16 protein-coding genes are annotated in these 15735 nt (G+C 67.5%); 10 read left to right on the top strand and 6 right to left on the bottom strand.

Annotated elements, in window-relative coordinates; translation table 11 throughout:
• Positions 1–77 precede the first annotated feature (77 nt).
• From I7X39_RS13745 to I7X39_RS13725, 5 genes are read left to right on the top strand one after another with little or no spacing between them, the layout of a single operon-like run.
• Complete coding sequence (locus I7X39_RS13745; protein ID WP_198111736.1) at positions 78–1505, top strand: circularly permuted type 2 ATP-grasp protein; 1428 nt, start codon at positions 78–80, stop codon at positions 1503–1505.
• 1 nt (position 1506) lies between these two features.
• Positions 1507–2475 (top strand): alpha-E domain-containing protein, encoded by a 969-nt coding sequence (locus tag I7X39_RS13740; RefSeq protein ID WP_198111735.1) that lies wholly within the window; start codon positions 1507–1509, stop codon positions 2473–2475.
• A 2-nt stretch (positions 2476–2477) separates the two neighbouring features.
• Complete coding sequence (locus tag I7X39_RS13735; protein WP_198111734.1) at positions 2478–3275, top strand: transglutaminase family protein; 798 nt, start codon at positions 2478–2480, stop codon at positions 3273–3275.
• Positions 3272–4015 (top strand): proteasome-type protease, encoded by a 744-nt coding sequence (locus I7X39_RS13730; RefSeq protein WP_198111733.1) that lies wholly within the window; start codon positions 3272–3274, stop codon positions 4013–4015. Before I7X39_RS13735 ends, I7X39_RS13730 begins: the two co-directional genes overlap by 4 nt.
• Positions 4015–4989: a 2-hydroxyacid dehydrogenase gene (locus I7X39_RS13725; RefSeq protein ID WP_198111732.1), complete on the top strand. Its 975-nt coding sequence runs from the start codon at positions 4015–4017 to the stop codon at positions 4987–4989. The genes I7X39_RS13730 and I7X39_RS13725 overlap by 1 nt, the downstream gene beginning before the upstream one ends.
• A gap of 54 nt (positions 4990–5043) precedes the next feature.
• Here the strand turns inward: I7X39_RS13725 and I7X39_RS13720 are convergent, their stop codons facing one another.
• Entirely contained in the window at positions 5044–5799 is a 756-nt protein-coding gene (locus I7X39_RS13720) for a PEP-CTERM sorting domain-containing protein (protein ID WP_198111731.1), read from the bottom strand.
• Between the two features lie 481 nt (positions 5800–6280).
• On the opposite strand from I7X39_RS13720, the gene I7X39_RS13715 reads away from it, so the two are divergent.
• The 4 genes from I7X39_RS13715 to I7X39_RS13700 all read left to right on the top strand — a co-directional run bounded on the left by I7X39_RS13715 (position 6281) and on the right by I7X39_RS13700 (position 10172).
• Entirely contained in the window at positions 6281–8065 is a 1785-nt protein-coding gene (locus I7X39_RS13715) for a S8 family peptidase (RefSeq protein WP_198111730.1), read from the top strand.
• A 93-nt stretch (positions 8066–8158) separates the two neighbouring features.
• Positions 8159–8536: a gamma-butyrobetaine hydroxylase family protein gene (locus tag I7X39_RS13710; protein ID WP_198111729.1), complete on the top strand. Its 378-nt coding sequence runs from the start codon at positions 8159–8161 to the stop codon at positions 8534–8536.
• On the top strand, positions 8533–9270 hold the full coding sequence (gene ubiE / locus I7X39_RS13705) for a bifunctional demethylmenaquinone methyltransferase/2-methoxy-6-polyprenyl-1,4-benzoquinol methylase UbiE (protein ID WP_198111728.1): 738 nt from the start codon (positions 8533–8535) through the stop codon (positions 9268–9270). Before I7X39_RS13710 ends, ubiE begins: the two co-directional genes overlap by 4 nt.
• Positions 9264–10172 (top strand): EpsD family peptidyl-prolyl cis-trans isomerase, encoded by a 909-nt coding sequence (locus tag I7X39_RS13700; protein WP_198111727.1) that lies wholly within the window; start codon positions 9264–9266, stop codon positions 10170–10172. The genes ubiE and I7X39_RS13700 overlap by 7 nt, the downstream gene beginning before the upstream one ends.
• 13 nt (positions 10173–10185) lie before the next feature.
• Here I7X39_RS13700 and wecB read toward each other — a convergent pair whose 3' ends face one another.
• On the bottom strand, positions 10186–11292 hold the full coding sequence (gene wecB / locus I7X39_RS13695) for a non-hydrolyzing UDP-N-acetylglucosamine 2-epimerase (RefSeq protein ID WP_198111726.1): 1107 nt from the start codon (positions 11290–11292) through the stop codon (positions 10186–10188).
• 89 nt (positions 11293–11381) lie between these two features.
• Between wecB and I7X39_RS13690 the strand changes: the two genes are divergently transcribed.
• The gene (locus tag I7X39_RS13690; protein WP_198111725.1) at positions 11382–12389 is read left to right on the top strand and encodes an NAD-dependent epimerase; all 1008 of its coding nucleotides are present in this window, start codon (positions 11382–11384) and stop codon (positions 12387–12389) included.
• Here I7X39_RS13690 and rfbC read toward each other — a convergent pair whose 3' ends face one another.
• From rfbC to rfbB, 4 genes are read right to left on the bottom strand one after another with little or no spacing between them, the layout of a single operon-like run.
• Positions 12390–12938, bottom strand: a complete 549-nt coding sequence (gene rfbC / locus I7X39_RS13685) for a dTDP-4-dehydrorhamnose 3,5-epimerase (RefSeq protein ID WP_198111724.1) — start codon at positions 12936–12938, stop codon at positions 12390–12392.
• Entirely contained in the window at positions 12925–13809 is an 885-nt protein-coding gene (gene rfbA / locus I7X39_RS13680; protein ID WP_198111723.1) for a glucose-1-phosphate thymidylyltransferase RfbA, read from the bottom strand. Before rfbA ends, rfbC begins: the two co-directional genes overlap by 14 nt.
• Complete coding sequence (rfbD, locus tag I7X39_RS13675; RefSeq protein ID WP_198111722.1) at positions 13806–14681, bottom strand: dTDP-4-dehydrorhamnose reductase; 876 nt, start codon at positions 14679–14681, stop codon at positions 13806–13808. Before rfbD ends, rfbA begins: the two co-directional genes overlap by 4 nt.
• A complete protein-coding gene (gene rfbB / locus I7X39_RS13670) occupies positions 14678–15733 on the bottom strand; it encodes a dTDP-glucose 4,6-dehydratase (RefSeq protein ID WP_198111721.1) in 1056 nt (351 codons plus the stop codon). The genes rfbD and rfbB overlap by 4 nt, the downstream gene beginning before the upstream one ends.
• Positions 15734–15735 lie beyond the last annotated feature (2 nt).

The following is a 15735-nucleotide window of genomic DNA, read 5'->3' as shown; positions in this document are numbered from 1 at the left end:
CAAGCGCAAGCTCGACAGACTGCTAGTCTCGCTCGGCACGACCCTTGCACCGCCCTTGTGCATCCACCGGGAGTCCCATGCACGCACTCCAGCTACCGCCGCCCCAGCATTTCGACGAGATGCTGCTGGCCAGCGGCGCCATCCGTCCGCAGTACCAGGGCTTTGCCGACTGGCTGCAGGGGCAGACGCCGCGGCAACTGGCCGCCAAGCGCGCCGAGGCCGATCTGCTGTTCCACAAGGTCGGCATCACCTTCGCCGTCTACGGCGACGAGGCCGGCGCCGAGCGCCTGATTCCCTTCGACACCGTGCCCCGCATCGTCCCTGCCGACGAGTGGGCGACGCTGCAGCGTGGCCTGGCCCAGCGCGTCACGGCGCTGAACCGCTTCCTGCACGACATCTACCACGGCCACGACATCGTCAAGGCCGGGCTGGTGCCGGCCGAGCAGGTGTTTGCCAATGCCCAGTACCAGCCCGCCATGCAGGGGCTGGACCTGCCGCATGGCATCTACGCGCACATCACCGGCGTGGACCTGATCCGCCATGCCGACGGGCATTACTACGTGCTGGAGGACAACCTGCGCGTGCCCAGCGGCGTCAGCTACATGCTGGAGAACCGCAAGATGATGATGCGGCTCTTCCCCGAGCTGTTCGACCGCTACTCGGTGGCGCCCGTGGCCCACTACCCGACGCTGCTGCTCGACACGCTGCGCCAGTCCGCCACCGCCGACGACCCTACCGTGGTGGTGCTGACGCCGGGCCCTGCCAACAGCGCCTACTTCGAGCACGCCTTCCTGGCCCAGCAGATGGGCGTGGAACTGGTGGAGGGGCAGGACCTGTTCGTCAAGGGCGGCTATCTGTACATGCGCACCACGGTGGGACCTAAGCGGGTGGATGTGATCTACCGCCGCATCGACGACGCCTTCCTCGACCCGCTCGCCTTCCGCGCCGATTCGATGCTGGGCGTGCCGGGGCTTCTATCTGTCTACAAGCTCGGCCACCTGGTGCTGGCCAATGCCATCGGCACCGGCGTGGCGGACGACAAGTCCATCTACCCCTATGTGCCGGACATGGTGCGCTTCTACCTGGGCGAAGAGCCCATCCTGCGCAACGTACCGACCTGGCAATGCCGCAAGCCCGACGAGTGCGCCCATGTGCTGGCGAACCTGAAGGACCTCGTCGTCAAGGAGGTGCACGGGGCCGGCGGCTACGGCATGTTGGTGGGGCCGGCGGCCACCGCGCAGGAGATTTCCGACTTCGCCGAGCGCGTCAAGGCCGACCCCGGCAACTACATCGCCCAGCCCACGCTGGCGCTCTCCAGCTGCCCAACCTTCGTGGAGAGCGGCATCGCGCCGCGTCACATCGACCTGCGTCCCTTCGTGCTGAGCGGCCGCGAGGTGCGCATGGTGGCGGGCGGGCTGACGCGGGTGGCCCTGAAGGCCGGTTCGCTCGTCGTCAACTCCTCGCAGGGTGGCGGCACCAAAGACACCTGGATCCTGGAGGCCTGAGATGCTCTCGCGAACCGCCTCCCAGCTCTACTGGATGAGCCGCTACATGGAACGGGCCGAAAACCTGGTGCGCATGCTCGACGTCACCCAGAGCCTGAGCCTGATGCCGCAGAGCCGCGGCGCCGCCACCGAGCTGGCCGCACCGCTGGCCGTGACGGGTGCCCTGCAGGCCTACCAGGCGCGCCACCCGCGCTTCGACGCCCGCAGCCTGTTCGAGTTCATGGCGCTGGACCTGGACAACCCGGCCTCGGTGCGTTCCTGCCTGCGCAGCAGCCGCGAGAACGCCCACGCGGTGCGCGGCCAGATCACCGCCGAGATGTGGGAGGCTGTCAACGCCACCTGGCTGGAAGCCAAGAGCCTGCCAGCACGGCTGCGCGACAACCCATCCAGCTTCTTCGACTGGGTGAAGGAGCGCTCGCACCTGATGCGCGGGGCCACGGTGGGCACCTTGCAGCGCAACGACGCCTACTGCTTCATCCGCCTGGGCACCTTCATCGAACGCGCCGACAACACCGCGCGCCTGCTGGACGTGAAAAGCCAGTTGATCGAGCCGGCCGAGGACAGCCTGCAGCCGGTGGCGGCGCGCCAGGACAGCAGCGCCGAGTTCTACGCCTGGAGCGCGCTGCTGCGCTCACTCTCGGCCTTCGAGGCCTATCACGCGGTGTACCGCGACAGCCTGGACGCGCGTCGCGTGGCTGAGCTCCTGATCCTGCGCGATGACGTGCCTCGCTCGCTGCGCAGCTGCGCCGCCCAGGTGGCCGATGTGCTGCCGCAGATCGAGTGCCAGAGCGGCAGCCTGGACGCCGGCCGCACCCCGAAGCTGCTGGCCGGGCAGATGGCGCTGCAACTGCAGCATGCGGACATCGATGCCATCTTGGACACCGGCCTGCATGCCTGGATCACGCGCTTCCTGGAGGAGTCCGCGCAGCTCTCCGGCGCCATCAGCCGTGCCTACTTCGAGGCGCATTGACCATGTTGTTGCACATCGCCCACGACACCACCTACCGCTACGACGCCCCGCTGCGCCTTTCCACCCAGTACCTTCGTCTGAGCCCGCGGCCCACGCCCGGTCTGCAGGTGCTGCGCTGGGCCCTGGAACTGCCGGGCCCGGCCGTGCAGGCGCTCGATGCCTGGGGCAACACCCTGCATGTGCTGACGCTGGAAGGCGACCGCCGCGAGATCCATCTGCGCGCTTTTGGCGAGGTGCTGACACCGGACGGCCCGCAGCCGCCCGAGCCCGAGGACGCCTTGCCGGCCCCGGTGTTCCTGCGCCCCACGCTGCTGACCACCCCTGACGCGGCCCTGCAGGCCTTCGCCCTGCAGCACGCCGCCTCCGTGCAGGCGGCGCCCGCGGCCGGCCTGATGCAGCTCATCGAAGCCCTGCTGCAGCGCATGCCCTACATCCCTGGCGGCACCGACGCCGCCACCCCGGCCGGCCAGGCTTTCGCCACCGGCCATGGCGTGTGCCAGGACCACGCGCAGGTCTTCATCACCTGCTGCCGTCTGCTGGGCCTGCCGGCCCGCTATGTGTCCGGCTACCTGGCCACCGACGCCGAGCATGTGGCCAGCCACGCCTGGGCCGAGGCGCGGCTGCCGGCCGGCTGGGTGGGTTTCGACATTTCGAACCGCTGCCGCGCCGACGGGCATCACGTGCGGCTGGCTTTCGGGGCGGATTACGCGGATGCCTGCCCGGTGCGTGGCATGCGCAGCGGTGGCGGCCTGGAACAATTGGCGACTTCCGTCCGAGTCACCGCTGCCCCCGACCAATGACCTACTGTGTCGCCATGCGCCTGCGCGCCGGCCTGCTGTTTGCGTCCGACACCCGCACCAATGCCGGTGTCGACCACATCGCGCAGTTCCGCAAGATGACGCTGTTCCACATCCCGCACCAGCGCGAGATCGTGATGCTGAATGCCGGCAACCTGGCCACCACGCAATCGGTGGTCTCGCTGCTGCAGCAGCGCCTGCTGCACGAGGTGCCGAACATGCTCAACGTGTCCAGCCTGTACGACGCCGCCGTGCTGGTGGGCCAGACCTTGCGCGAGGTGGTGGCGCGCGACAGCGATGCCGGCCACGGCCCCAGCCAGGGCGTCGACTTCGGGGCCAACTTCCTGCTCGGCGGCCAGATCATGGGTGAGGGCCCGCGGCTCTTCCACATCTACCCGCAAGGCAATTTCATCGAGGCGACGGAAGACACGCCGTACTTCCAGATCGGCGAGAGCAAGTACGGCAAACCCATCATCGACCGCGTCATCCGCTACGACAGCACCGAGCTGCCCGAGGCGGCCAAGTGCACGCTGGTCAGCTTCGACTCCACCATCCGCTCCAACCTCAGCGTCGGCCTGCCCATCGACATGGTGCTGCTGCGCGCCAACCGCTTCGAGGAGCCGATGAAGGCGCACCGCGTGACCGCCGAGTCGGCCTACTTCCAGCAGCTGCGCAAGGGCTGGAGCGAGGGCTTGCGCAAGGTCTTCGAATCGCTGCCCGACGAGCCCTGGTTCGAGACCTGATGCGCATCGCGCTGTTCAGCGCCAAGCGCTACGACCGCCAGAGCTTTCTGGCAGCCGGCGCACGCGACATCGAGTTCATCGAAGCCCGGCTCGACCTGCACAGCGTGGGCGCGGCGCAGGGCTGCGAGGCCGTGTGCGCCTTCGTCAATGATCAGCTCGATGCGGCCGTGCTGGCGCAGTTGCAACGGCTCGGGGTGCGCCTGCTGCTGTTGCGCTGTGCGGGCTACAACCATGTGGACCTGGCGGCCGCGCAGCGCCTTGGGCTGGTGGTGGCACGGGTGCCCGAGTACTCGGCGCATGCGGTGGCCGAGCACACCCTGGCCCTGCTGCTGACCCTGATTCGCAAGACACACCGCGCCCATGCCCGGGTGCGCGAGGGCAATTTCGAGCTCGACGGTTTGCTGGGCTTCGACTTGCACGGCAAGACGGTCGGCGTGATCGGCACCGGGCGCATCGGCCGCTGTGTGCTGCGCATCTTCCAGGGCCTGGGCTGCGAATTGGTGGCGCATGACCCCCAGCCGGACGCCACGCTGGGCGTGGCCTATGTGGGCCTGCAGGAATTGCTGCAGCGCTCCCGCGTGGTGCTTCTGCAATGCCCGCTGAACGGGCACACGCACCACCTGATCAACGCCGAGCGCCTGAGCTGGATGCAGCCCGGCGCGGTGCTGGTCAACACCAGCCGGGGCGCGGTGATCGACACGCCGGCAGTGATCCAGGCGCTCAAGAGTGGGCAGCTGGGTGGGCTGGCCATCGATGTCTACGAAGAGGAGGCCGAACTCTTCTTCGCCGACCATTCGGACGAAATCCTGACCGACGACGTGTTCGCGCGCCTGCTGACCTTTCCGAACGTGCTGGTGACGGCGCACCAGGCCTTCTTTACCGAAGAAGCGCTGGCCGCCATTGCACGGACCACGCTGGACAACGCGGCCGCCTATGCCGCCCAGGGCCTACCGCTGCATCCCGTGGCCGCTTGAAACGACAAAGCCCGGCAAGGCCGGGCTTTGTAGGCATGCAGGCTTGCGCGCAGATCAGCGGCGGCGACGTGCTGCGCCCCCGGCGCAGAGCAGCGACAGCCCTAGCAGCGCCAGGCTCGCGGGCTCCGGCACCTGGCCGGGATTCGGCTTGCCGAAGCGGGCGTTGTCCGTGTCGGCCACGAAGCTGAAGTCGCCCACCAAGCCGGTGTCACCGAAGCTCAGGGTCAGGTTCGAGTAGAGGTCGAACGGGGTGTCGCTGTAGTCGAAGCCTTGCAGCAGAGTGCGATCCGAAAAGATCGCATTGACCTCCAGGCCGGCCGCGCCTTGCGCAAGCGGCGGTGGGGGGCAGTCTCCGTCCACTTCGCAGGCCTGGACGTCGTAGAAGGCGGCGCCGAGCGCCGAGCCTGTGCTGACCTCTTGGTCCCCGACGACGTCGAACACGATGCCACCGGGCATGCCTTCGATGAGGAGCGACAAGATGGGCGAATTGGTGCTGCTGTTGGAGAGTGTCCAGTAGTTGTTGATGCTGTCGCCCTCCAGCGTCAAGCTCCAGCCGCTGCCGGTCACGCCGCCGAAGCCAGACCCAGCGGCACCGGAGACCCAAGTACGCGCATCGGCGCCCGAGGCAAAGAAGGCCGTCACCCGGATGCCTGCCATGTGCTCGCCCGTGGTGAGAAAACCATTCACCTCGTTGAGGCTCTGAAGGGTGCCAGCGGTCTGGTTGACGCTGACGAGGACGGGGTCCGCGGAGGCGCTGGCAGCACACGCCAGCAGCGTGGCGACTTGGGCCCATTTGCGAAAGATTGGCATGGCGACTCCTGTTCAAAGTTGAAGCGGGCGAGGGAATTGAGAACTCTCGCGCTACTTGTGTAGGTTGAAAGCAAGTCTTGTTCCTACCTTTTGAAACAAGTACTTGGCGCGCGTTTCGGAGCGATTGGGCGTTGCCTGTAAAGCAGGCCGACGCGTGATCGCCCGCCTGCGGGCCGACCCGCTCGGGTCAACCCGAGCGGGGAAAGTCCCCGCGTTGCTGGTACACACAGTTACGCCGAAAGGAGGATTGATCTTCCTAGACTTCCGCCCCAGCCGAACGGGTCAACCCCGGGCGGCCAACGGGGCGATCGCGCGCCCCACCTGCTCAGGCAGTACGAGGGGCTTGCGGTCAAAGCTCCCGTGTAGGCAAAGAAAGCGGCACCCCGCCGCTCGCGTTCCCGCAGTAACCGGATGACCTCCGGACCGCAGTTCGCATGACCCCTACCGGGGTCCCTTTGTTTCTCCCATTTGGAGCGTTGGAATGTCGATCTCGAAGAAGGCCCCGCAGCGGGCCCTGTTGTCCCTTTGCCTGAGCGTTGGCCTGGTGGGCCTGGCCCAGGCAGGTGGTGCGGCCGATACCGTGAACACCGTCCGCGGCGCGTTCACCGACCGCATGATCATCAAGTACCGCGACGGTGCTCCGGCTGCCCTGATGGCGGCCGACGGTGCGTTCGTGCCCCCGGGCTTGGCCCGGATGGCCCAGGAGGCTGGCCTGAGCATGAGCGAGCTCAAGACCAATGGCCTCGGCGCCAAGGTCTACAAGCTCAACAAGTGGGCTAGCGTGAGCGAGCTGCAGGCCATGGCCGCGCGAATGGCGGCAGCCGACAGCACCATCGAGTACGCCGAGCCGGACCGTCGCATGTACGCGCTGATGACGCCCAACGACACCGACTTCAGCAAGCTCTGGGGCATGGGCACGGGCGCTGGCGGCATCCGTGCCACCACCGCCTGGGACACCCACAACGGCGCCGGCGTCGTCGTGGCCGTGCTGGACACCGGCATCCGCGCCTCGCACCCCGACCTGAGCGGCCAGACCGTGGCCGGCTACGACATGATTGCCGACACCTTCGTGTCGAACGACGGCAATGCGCGTGACAGCGACCCGTCTGACCCGGGTGACTGGTCCACCGCCGGTCAGTGCGGCACCGGTGAGCCGGCCTCGAACTCCAGCTGGCACGGCACCCACGTGGCCGGCACCATTGCGGCCAAGGGCAATAACAGCCTGGGCGTGATCGGCGTGGCCTACGGCGCCAAGATCCAGGCCGTGCGCGTGCTGGGTCGTTGTGGCGGATACACCTCGGACATCGCTGACGCCATGATCTGGGCCTCGGGCGGCACTGTCTCCGGTGTGCCGGCCAATGCCACGCCGGCCAAGGTCATCAATATGAGCCTGGGTGGCGGCGGCGCTTGCGACACGACCAGCCAGAACGCCATCAACAGCGCCCGCTCGCGCGGCACGACAGTGGTGGTGGCTGCGGGCAATGAGAACCAGAACGCCAGCAACAGCAACCCCGCCAACTGCGCCGGCGTCATCGCCGTGGCAGCCGTGGGCCCGACCGGTGGCCGTGCGTCCTACTCCAACTACGGCACCGTGGTCGATGTTGCGGCTCCTGGCGGCAATATGAGCACGGGCACGGCCAACGGCATCTACTCGACGCTGAACGCTGGCACGCAAGGCCCGGGCGCTGACAACTACGCCTACTACCAAGGCACCTCGATGGCCACGCCGCACGTGGCTGGCGTTGCGGCGCTGCTGTACCAGGCCAAGCCGACGGCGACGCCGGACCAGATCGAGGCCGCCATCAAGAACAGTGCCCGTGCCTTCCCGGCTACCTGCAGCCAGTGCGGCACCGGCATCGTCGACGCCCCGGCGGCCATCGCGGCCATCACCGGCGGCACCACCCAGCCTCCGGGCGGTACGGCCAATGAAGTCGAGTCCAACAACACCACTGGCACCGCCAATCTGGTGGCCACCAGCAACACCACGGTGAATGGCAGCCTGTCCAGCACGACCGACACGGACTACTTCCGCGTCGATCTGCCGGCCGGCAAGACCCTGACCGCCACGCTCAACGGTGGCACCAAGGACTACGACCTGTACATCTACAACAGCTCCGGGACCACCCTGGCCTACAGCGACAAGAGCGCCGGCCAGATCGATACCGCCAGCAGCGCCAATACCGGGACGACCACCTCGACCCGCTATGTCCGCGTCAAGTACTACAGCGGCGGCACTGGCACCTACACCTTGAACCTGAAGTGGTAAGCCCCTTCTAGGAACTCGGCTGCGAGGCCCCGGGCGACCCCCGGGGCCTTTTTCATGGGCTTCTTACACTTCAGCCTTTCCGCCTTTCCCACCATGGCCGGCCTGCGTCCCGAATCTCCCCGCCCCACCGCCATCACCTTGCACCAGGCCAGCCAGCGCCTGGAGCTCAGCTTTGACGACGGTGCCGCGTTCAGCCTGCCCTTCGAACTGCTGCGCGTGTGCAGCCCCTCGGCCGAGGTGCAAGGGCATGGCCCTGGGCAGGAGGTGCTGCAGGTGGGCAAGCGTGGCGTGCAGATCACGGCGCTGGAGCCCGTCGGGCATTACGCCCTGCGCCCGGTGTTCAGCGATGGCCACGACAGCGGCCTGTACTCCTGGGATTACCTCTACCAGCTCGGACGCGACCAGGATCGCCTCTGGGCCGACTACGAAAGCCGGTTGCGCGCCGCAGGCGCCAGCCGCGATCCGGCATGACTGACGACAAGACCCATTTCGGCTTCCAGCAGGTCGACGAGCGCGAGAAGGCGCGCAAGGTGCGCGGGGTGTTTGATTCCGTGGCCTCGCGCTACGACCTGATGAACGACCTGATGTCGGCTGGCGCCCACCGCGCCTGGAAGGCCTACACGGTGGCCGTTGCCGGCCTCGTGGGGGGCGAGACCGTGCTGGACATCGCGGCCGGCACCGGCGACCTGACGCAGGCCTTCGCCAAGCGCGTCGGTCTGCGTGGCCTGGTGCTGCATTCCGACATCAACGAGGCCATGCTGCGCCAGGGGCGCGACCGCCTGCTCGATGCCGGCACGCTGACCCCCAGCCTGCTGGCCGATGCCGAGGCGCTGCCCTTTGCCAGCGAGCGCTTTGATCTCGTCAGCGTGGCCTTCGGCCTGCGCAACATGACGCACAAGGACAAGGCTCTGGCCGAGATGAACCGCGTGCTCAAGCCCGGCGGTCGCCTGCTGGTGCTGGAGTTCAGCAAGGTGGCCGCACCCCTGCAGAAAGCCTACGACTGGTACAGCTTCTCGGTGCTGCCGCGCTTGGGCCAGTGGATTGCCGGTGATGCCGAAAGCTACCGCTACCTGGCCGAGTCGATCCGCATGCACCCCGATGCCGCCACCCTCAAGCAGATGATGAAGAGCGCCGGCTTCGGTCATGTGGATGTGCACAAGCTCAGCGCCGGCGTGGTGGCCCTGCACGTGGGCATCAAATGCTGAAGCGCGGCCTGGGACTGCTGGCCACTGCCCTGACCCTGGCGGCCTGTTCGCCGAGTGACCCGGACCACAAGGTGGCGGCGCGGGTGAACCGCGAGGAAATCAGCGAGCGCCAGGTGGACGCCTTCATCAAGCAGCAGCCGCAGGCGAAGCCGGAGCAGGGCGAGGCCCTGAGCCGCAAGGCCCTGGACCTGCTGATCGACCAGGAGCTCGCGGTGCAGAAGGCCGAGGAGCTGCGTCTGCACAAGGACCCCAAGGTGCTGCAGCAGATGGAAGCGGCGCGCCGCCAGATCCTGGCCGCTGCCTATGCCGACCAGGTGCGTGCCGCGGCCGGCAAGCCCACGCTGGAAGAGGTGCAGCGCTATTACGACGCCACCCCCGCGCTGTTTGCCGAGCGCCGCATCTACAACCTGCAGCGCCTTGACATCGAAGCGCCGCCCGAGCAGCTGGACACCCTGCGCGCACGCCTGGCCGCCAGCAAGAACCTGACCGAGTTCACCGCCTACCTGAAGGCGCAGAACCTGCGCTTTGCTGCGCAGCAGACGGTGGCCGCGGCCAATGAATTGCCGCTCGCCAGCCTCGGCACCCTGGCGCAGATGAAGGACGGGCAATCGCTGCTCAACCGCACGCCCAATGGCTTGCAGGTCGTCATCCTGCTCAGCTCGCGCCCGCAGCCGGTGGATCTGGAGCGCGCCCGGCCGATGATTGAGAACTTCCTTGGCAACCAGCGCCGCAACGAGCACTGGCAACAGGAACTCAAGACCCTGCGCGCGGCGGCCAAGATCGAATACCAGGGGCGCTTCGCCACAGCCCCCACCGCGCCGGCCGCTTCGTCGCCTGCGGCGGCCGGGGCCTCAGCCGTGCTGGCCCCCAACCCCTCGACCACGCCTCAGTACACGCACTGAGGGCGGCGCGGGCTCAGGCGCCCAGACGCCCGGCCAGGATCTGCACGATGCGCTCGGCCGCCTTGCCGTCCCACAGGGCGGGGCGGCGGCCGCGCTTGCCACTCCCGGCCAGCACACCCTCGCAGGCGGCGATGACGGCGGCGGGCTCGGTGCCGGCCAGGATGTTGCTGCCTTCATCCACGGTGATCGGACGCTCGGTGTTGTCGCGCATGGTCACGCAGGGCACGCCCAGTGCCGTGGTCTCTTCCTGCAGGCCACCGCTATCGGTCAGCACCAACGCGGCGTCCTTCCACAGATGCAGGAAGGCCATATAGGGCTGCGGGCCCAGCAGGGTGACGTTGGGGCCCAGGTCGATGCCGGCGGCTTCCAGGTTCTTGCGCGTGCGCGGGTGCACCGGGAAGCAGACCGGCACCTGCTCGCCGATGCGGCGCAGCACGCCGGCTACGCGGCGCAGGTTGTCATCGCCATCCACATTGCTGGGGCGGTGCAGGGTCACCACCGCGTAGCGCGGGTGCGCGGCCTTGAAGGCCTGGGTCTCGAAGCCCGAGGTGTCGGCCGTGGCCAGCTTGGCGGCCTGGTAGAGCACGTTGTCCACCATCACATGGCCGACGTCGAACACCGCGTCCATCGGCTTGCCCTCGCGCTTCAGGTGCTCCAGGCCGCTGGGTTCGGTGACGAAGAACCAGTCGCTGATCGCGTCGGTGACGAGGCGGTTGATTTCCTCCGGCATGGCCATGTCGCCGCTGCGCAGGCCCGCTTCCACATGGGCCACCGGGATCTGCGCCTTCTTGGCCACGATGGAGCAGGCCAGCGTCGAGTTCACGTCGCCCACCACCAGGCAGCAATCGGGGCGCTGTTCGTTGCAGAGCTGCTCGTAGGCCAGCATGATCTTGCCGGTCTGCTCGGCATGGCTGCCGCCGCCGCAGCCCAGGCGCACATCGGGCTGGGGGATGCCGAGCTCCTCGAAGAAGATCTCGTTCATCTCGCGGTCGTAATGCTGACCGGTGTGCACGATCTTGAAGTCCAGCCGGCCATCCAGCTGCAACGCCCGCACCAGCGGGGCGATCTTCATGAAATTGGGACGCGCACCGGCGACCAGGTGGATCAGGGGCTTGGCCATTGGATTCAGGGGGAGGGAAGGCTGCGCGGATTCTCCGCGCAGGGCGAGAATGCCGCGCCCTCAAGACCCCCTTGTTCGCGGAGTTCCCCATGAAGATCCTCGTCACCGGCGCGGCCGGTTTCATTGGCATGCACGTCAGCCAGATCCTGCTGGCACGTGGCGACGAGGTCCTGGGCCTGGACAACCTGAACGACTACTACGACCCCCAACTCAAGCACGACCGCTTGGCGCGCCTGACGCCGCAGCCGGGCTTCCGCTTCGTGAAGCTGAGCGTGGAGGACCGCGCCGGCATGGAAGCGCTGTTCGCGGCGGAGAAGTTCGACCGCGTCGTCCACCTGGCCGCGCAGGCCGGCGTGCGCTACTCGCTCACCAACCCGCACGCCTACATCGACGCCAACATCCAGGGCTTCATGAACATCCTGGAGGGCTGCCGGCACCATCAGATCCAGCATCTGGTCTACGCCTCCAGCTCCAGCGTGTACGGGGGCAACACCCTGATGCCCTTCAGTGAGCACCACAGCGTGGACCACCCGGTCAGCCTGTACGCCGCCACCAAGAAGGCCAACGAGCTGATGGCACACACCTACAGCCATCTCTACCGGCTGCCCACCACGGGCCTGCGCTTCTTCACGGTGTACGGCCCCTGGGGCCGGCCGGACATGGCGTTGTTCCTGTTCACCAAGGCCATCCTGGAAGGGCGCGCCATCGACGTCTTCAACCACGGCCAGATGGTGCGCGACTTCACCTACATCGACGACATCGCCGAAGGCGTGGTGCGCGTGCTGGATCGCCCGGCCGAGGCGGACCCTGCCTACGACCCGATCCAGGCCGATCCGGCGCGCTCGAACGCGCCGTATCGCGTGTTCAACATCGGCAACCACGACCCGGTGACGCTGATGCAGTTCATCGAGGCCATCGAGGCAGCCATCGGCGTGGAGGCCAAGAAGAATTTCATGGATCTGCAGCCGGGCGATGTGCCGGCCACGCATGCCGATGTGTCGGAGCTGGAGGCCACCACCGGCTTCAAGCCAGCGATGCCGGTGCCGCAGGGCATCAAGAACTTCGTCGCCTGGTACCGCGACTACTTCAAGGCTTGATCAAAGCGGGCTCAGGTCCTTCAGGGCCTGACCCTTCAAGTCCTTCTCAGCCAACATCGGCGCCACACCCACGTCGGGCCACTGGATCCCGATGTCTGCATCGTCCCAGCGCACACAGCCCTCGGCCTGCGGGGCGTAGTAGTCAGTGGTCTTGTAGAGGAAGTCGGCCGAATCGCTCAGGGTCAGGAAACCATGGCCGAAGCCGGCCGGGATCCAGAGCTGGCGGTGGTTGTCGGCGTTCAATTCCACGCCCACCCAGCGGCCGAACGTGGCGCTGCCTTGGCGCAGATCGACTGCGACATCGAAGACAGCCCCGGCCACGCAGCGCACCAGCTTGCCCTGGGCGTGCGGCGCGCGCTGGAAGTGCAAGCCGCGCAGCACACCCTTGGCCGAGCGGCTGTGGTTGTCCTGCACGAAGCGCACCGTGCTGCCCACGGTGGCGTTGAACCGTGCCTCGTTCCAGCTCTCGGTGAAGAAGCCGCGTGCATCGCCGAAGACCTTGGGCTCCAGGATCAGCACGCCGGGCAGGGCGGTCTCAATGACGTTCATGGGTCAATCTCTGCAGGTACTGGCCGTACTGCGTCTTGGCCAGGGGCGCGGCCAGGCGCAGCAGCTGTTCGGTGTCGATCCAGCGCTTGGCATAGGCAATCTCTTCGGGGCAGGCCACCTTCAGGCCCTGGCGCTTTTCCAGCGTGGCGATGAACTGGCCGGCTTCGAGCAGACTGTCGTGCGTGCCGGTGTCCAGCCAGGCATAGCCACGGCCCATGATGGAAACGTGGAGCTGCTGCATCGCCAGGTAACGGGCGTTCAAGTCGGTGATCTCCAACTCGCCGCGCGGGCTCGGTTTGAGGTCGCGCGCCAGGTCGCAGACCTGGGTGTCGTAGAAGTAGAGCCCGGTGACGGCGTAGTTGCTCTTCGGCGCCTTGGGCTTTTCTTCGATCGAGACCGCGCGCTTGTGCTCGTCAAAGGCCACCACGCCATAGCGCTCGGGGTCGGTGACGTGGTACGCGAACACCGAGGCGCCTTGCTGGCGCGCGTCGGCCTCCTGCAGCAGCACGGGCAGGTGGTGGCCGTAGAAGATGTTGTCGCCCAGCACCAGGCTGGAGGGCGCACCGCCAATGAAGTCTCGGCCGATCAGGAAGGCCTGCGCCAGGCCATCGGGGCTGGGCTGCACCGCGTAGCGGATGCTCATGCCCCATTGCGAGCCATCGCCCAGCAACTGCTCGAAGCGCGGCGTGTCCTGCGGGGTGGAGATCAGCAGCACCTCGCGGATGCCCGCCAGCATCAGGGTGCTGAGCGGGTAGTAAACCATCGGCTTGTCGTACACCGGCAGCAGTTGCTTGCTGACGGCCAGCGTGGCCGGGTGCAGGCGCGTGCCGGCGCCGCCGGCCAGGATGATGCCCTTGCGATGGCTCGTCATGCGATCACCTCGTCAAGCATGCGGCGCACGCCTTGCTCCCAATGGGGCAGGCGCAGGCCAAACGTGGATTCAAAGCGGCGGCAGTCCAGGCGCGAATTGAGCGGTCGGCGCGCCGGAGTGGGGTAGTCGCTGCTCGGGATGCCCTGGACCTCCTGGCAGCGCAGGGCCTGGCCCTTGGCGCGCGCCTGTTCGACGACGAAGCGGGCGTACGCGGCCCAGCTCGTCTCGCCGCTGGCGCACAGGTGGTAGGTGCCGGAGCGCTCGGGCTGGTCCAGCAGGCTGCGCAAGGCATGGGCCGCGCCATCGGCCAGCAGCTCGGCGCCGGTGGGCGCGCCGATCTGGTCGTTCACCACACGCAGCTGTTCGCGCTCCGCGGCCAGCCGCAGCATGGTCTTGGCGAAGTTGCCGCCGCGCGCCGCATAGACCCAGGAGGTGCGCAGGATCAGGTGCGTGCAGCCGCTGGCGCGGATGCCTTGCTCGCCCGCCAGCTTGCTGGCGCCGTAAACGGAGAGTGGGCCGGTGGTGGCGTCTTCGTCGCGCGGCTGATCGCCACTGCCGTCGAAGACGTAGTCGGTGCTGTAGTGCACCAGCGGGATGCCCAACTCGGCTGCCAGCGCCGCCAGGCGCTTTGGCGCCTCGGCGTTGACGCGCTGCGCCAGTTCGGGCTCGCTCTCGGCCTTGTCCACGGCGGTGTAGGCCGCGGCATTGACGATGGCCTGCGGTGCCACCGCACGCAGCTGCGCCGCCAGGGCCTCCGGGTTGGCGAGGTCGGCGCGCTCGCGGTCCCAGGCCAGCAGCTCGCCCAGCGGCGCCAGGGCCCGTTGCAGCTCCCAGCCCACCTGGCCCTTGGCCCCCAACAGAACGACTTTCATGCGTATTGGGTTTCGATCCAGTCGCGATAGGCGCCGCTTTGCACGCGCGCCACCCAGTCCGGGTGGTCGAGGTACCACTGCACGGTCTTGCGGATGCCGGTCTCGAAGGTCTCGGCCGGGCGCCAGCCCAGCTCGCGCTCGATCTTGCGGGCGTCGATGGCGTAGCGGCGGTCGTGGCCGGGACGGTCCTTGACGTAGGTGATCAGGCGCGCGTACGGACCCTCGGCGCTCGGGCGCAACTCGTCCAGCAAGGCGCAGACGGTCTGGACGATGTCGACGTTGGCCTTCTCGTTCCAGCCGCCGACGTTGTAGGTCTCGCCCACGCGGCCACGCGCCAGTACGGTACGGATGGCGCTGCAGTGATCCTTCACATACAGCCAGTCGCGGATCTGTTGACCATCGCCATACACCGGCAGGGGCTTGCCCGCCAGCGCGTTGACGATCATCAGCGGGATCAGCTTCTCGGGGAAATGGAAGGGCCCGTAGTTGTTGCTGCAATTGGTCGTCAGCACCGGCAGCCCGTAGGTGTGGTGCCAGGCGCGCACCAGGTGGTCGCTGGCAGCCTTGCTGGCGCTGTAGGGGCTGTTGGGCTCGTAGGGGTGGGTCTCGGTGAAGGCTGGGGCGTCGGGTGCCAGGCTGCCGTAGACCTCGTCGGTGCTGACATGCAGGAAACGGAAGTCGCCCTTGATGTCCTCGCTCAGGCCCGACCAGTAGGTGCGCGCCGCTTCCAGCAGGGTGAAGGTGCCTTCGACGTTCGTCTTGATGAAGGCGCCCGGGCCGTGGATGGAGCGGTCCACATGGCTTTCGGCTGCGAAATGAAGGATGGCGCGCGGCTGGTGGGTGGCGAGCAATTGGTCGAGCAGGGCGCGATCGCCGATGTCGCCATGCACGAAGTGGTGGCGTTCGTCGCCCTTCAGGCTGGCGAGGTTCTCGCGGTTGCCGGCGTAGGTCAGGGCGTCGAGCGTGACGACCTTCTCGTGGCTTTGCGCCAGCCAGTCGAGCACGAAGTTGCTGCCGATGAAACCGGCGCCGCCGGTCACAAGAATCGTCATGG

The organism is Inhella proteolytica, from assembly GCF_016093275.1.
Taxonomy (GTDB): Bacteria; Pseudomonadota; Gammaproteobacteria; order Burkholderiales; family Burkholderiaceae_C; genus Inhella; species Inhella proteolytica.
The sequence above is the reverse complement of the archived record's forward strand: the minus strand, read 5'-3'. Positions and strand labels throughout refer to the sequence as shown.

Coding starts and splice junctions, on each gene's coding strand:
- I7X39_RS13690 (WP_198111725.1), top strand. CDS start 11,382: ATGAAGATCCTCGTCACCGGCGCGGCCGGTTTCATTGGCATGCACGTC.
- I7X39_RS13745 (WP_198111736.1), top strand. CDS start 78: ATGCACGCACTCCAGCTACCGCCGCCCCAGCATTTCGACGAGATGCTG.
- I7X39_RS13740 (WP_198111735.1), top strand. CDS start 1,507: ATGCTCTCGCGAACCGCCTCCCAGCTCTACTGGATGAGCCGCTACATG.
- rfbD (WP_198111722.1), bottom strand. CDS start 14,681: ATGAAAGTCGTTCTGTTGGGGGCCAAGGGCCAGGTGGGCTGGGAGCTG.
- wecB (WP_198111726.1), bottom strand. CDS start 11,292: ATGGCCAAGCCCCTGATCCACCTGGTCGCCGGTGCGCGTCCCAATTTC.
- ubiE (WP_198111728.1), top strand. CDS start 8,533: ATGACTGACGACAAGACCCATTTCGGCTTCCAGCAGGTCGACGAGCGC.
- rfbC (WP_198111724.1), bottom strand. CDS start 12,938: ATGAACGTCATTGAGACCGCCCTGCCCGGCGTGCTGATCCTGGAGCCC.
- I7X39_RS13700 (WP_198111727.1), top strand. CDS start 9,264: ATGCTGAAGCGCGGCCTGGGACTGCTGGCCACTGCCCTGACCCTGGCG.
- I7X39_RS13715 (WP_198111730.1), top strand. CDS start 6,281: ATGTCGATCTCGAAGAAGGCCCCGCAGCGGGCCCTGTTGTCCCTTTGC.
- I7X39_RS13720 (WP_198111731.1), bottom strand. CDS start 5,799: ATGCCAATCTTTCGCAAATGGGCCCAAGTCGCCACGCTGCTGGCGTGT.
- rfbA (WP_198111723.1), bottom strand. CDS start 13,809: ATGACGAGCCATCGCAAGGGCATCATCCTGGCCGGCGGCGCCGGCACG.
- rfbB (WP_198111721.1), bottom strand. CDS start 15,733: ATGACGATTCTTGTGACCGGCGGCGCCGGTTTCATCGGCAGCAACTTC.
- I7X39_RS13710 (WP_198111729.1), top strand. CDS start 8,159: ATGGCCGGCCTGCGTCCCGAATCTCCCCGCCCCACCGCCATCACCTTG.
- I7X39_RS13735 (WP_198111734.1), top strand. CDS start 2,478: ATGTTGTTGCACATCGCCCACGACACCACCTACCGCTACGACGCCCCG.
- I7X39_RS13725 (WP_198111732.1), top strand. CDS start 4,015: ATGCGCATCGCGCTGTTCAGCGCCAAGCGCTACGACCGCCAGAGCTTT.
- I7X39_RS13730 (WP_198111733.1), top strand. CDS start 3,272: ATGACCTACTGTGTCGCCATGCGCCTGCGCGCCGGCCTGCTGTTTGCG.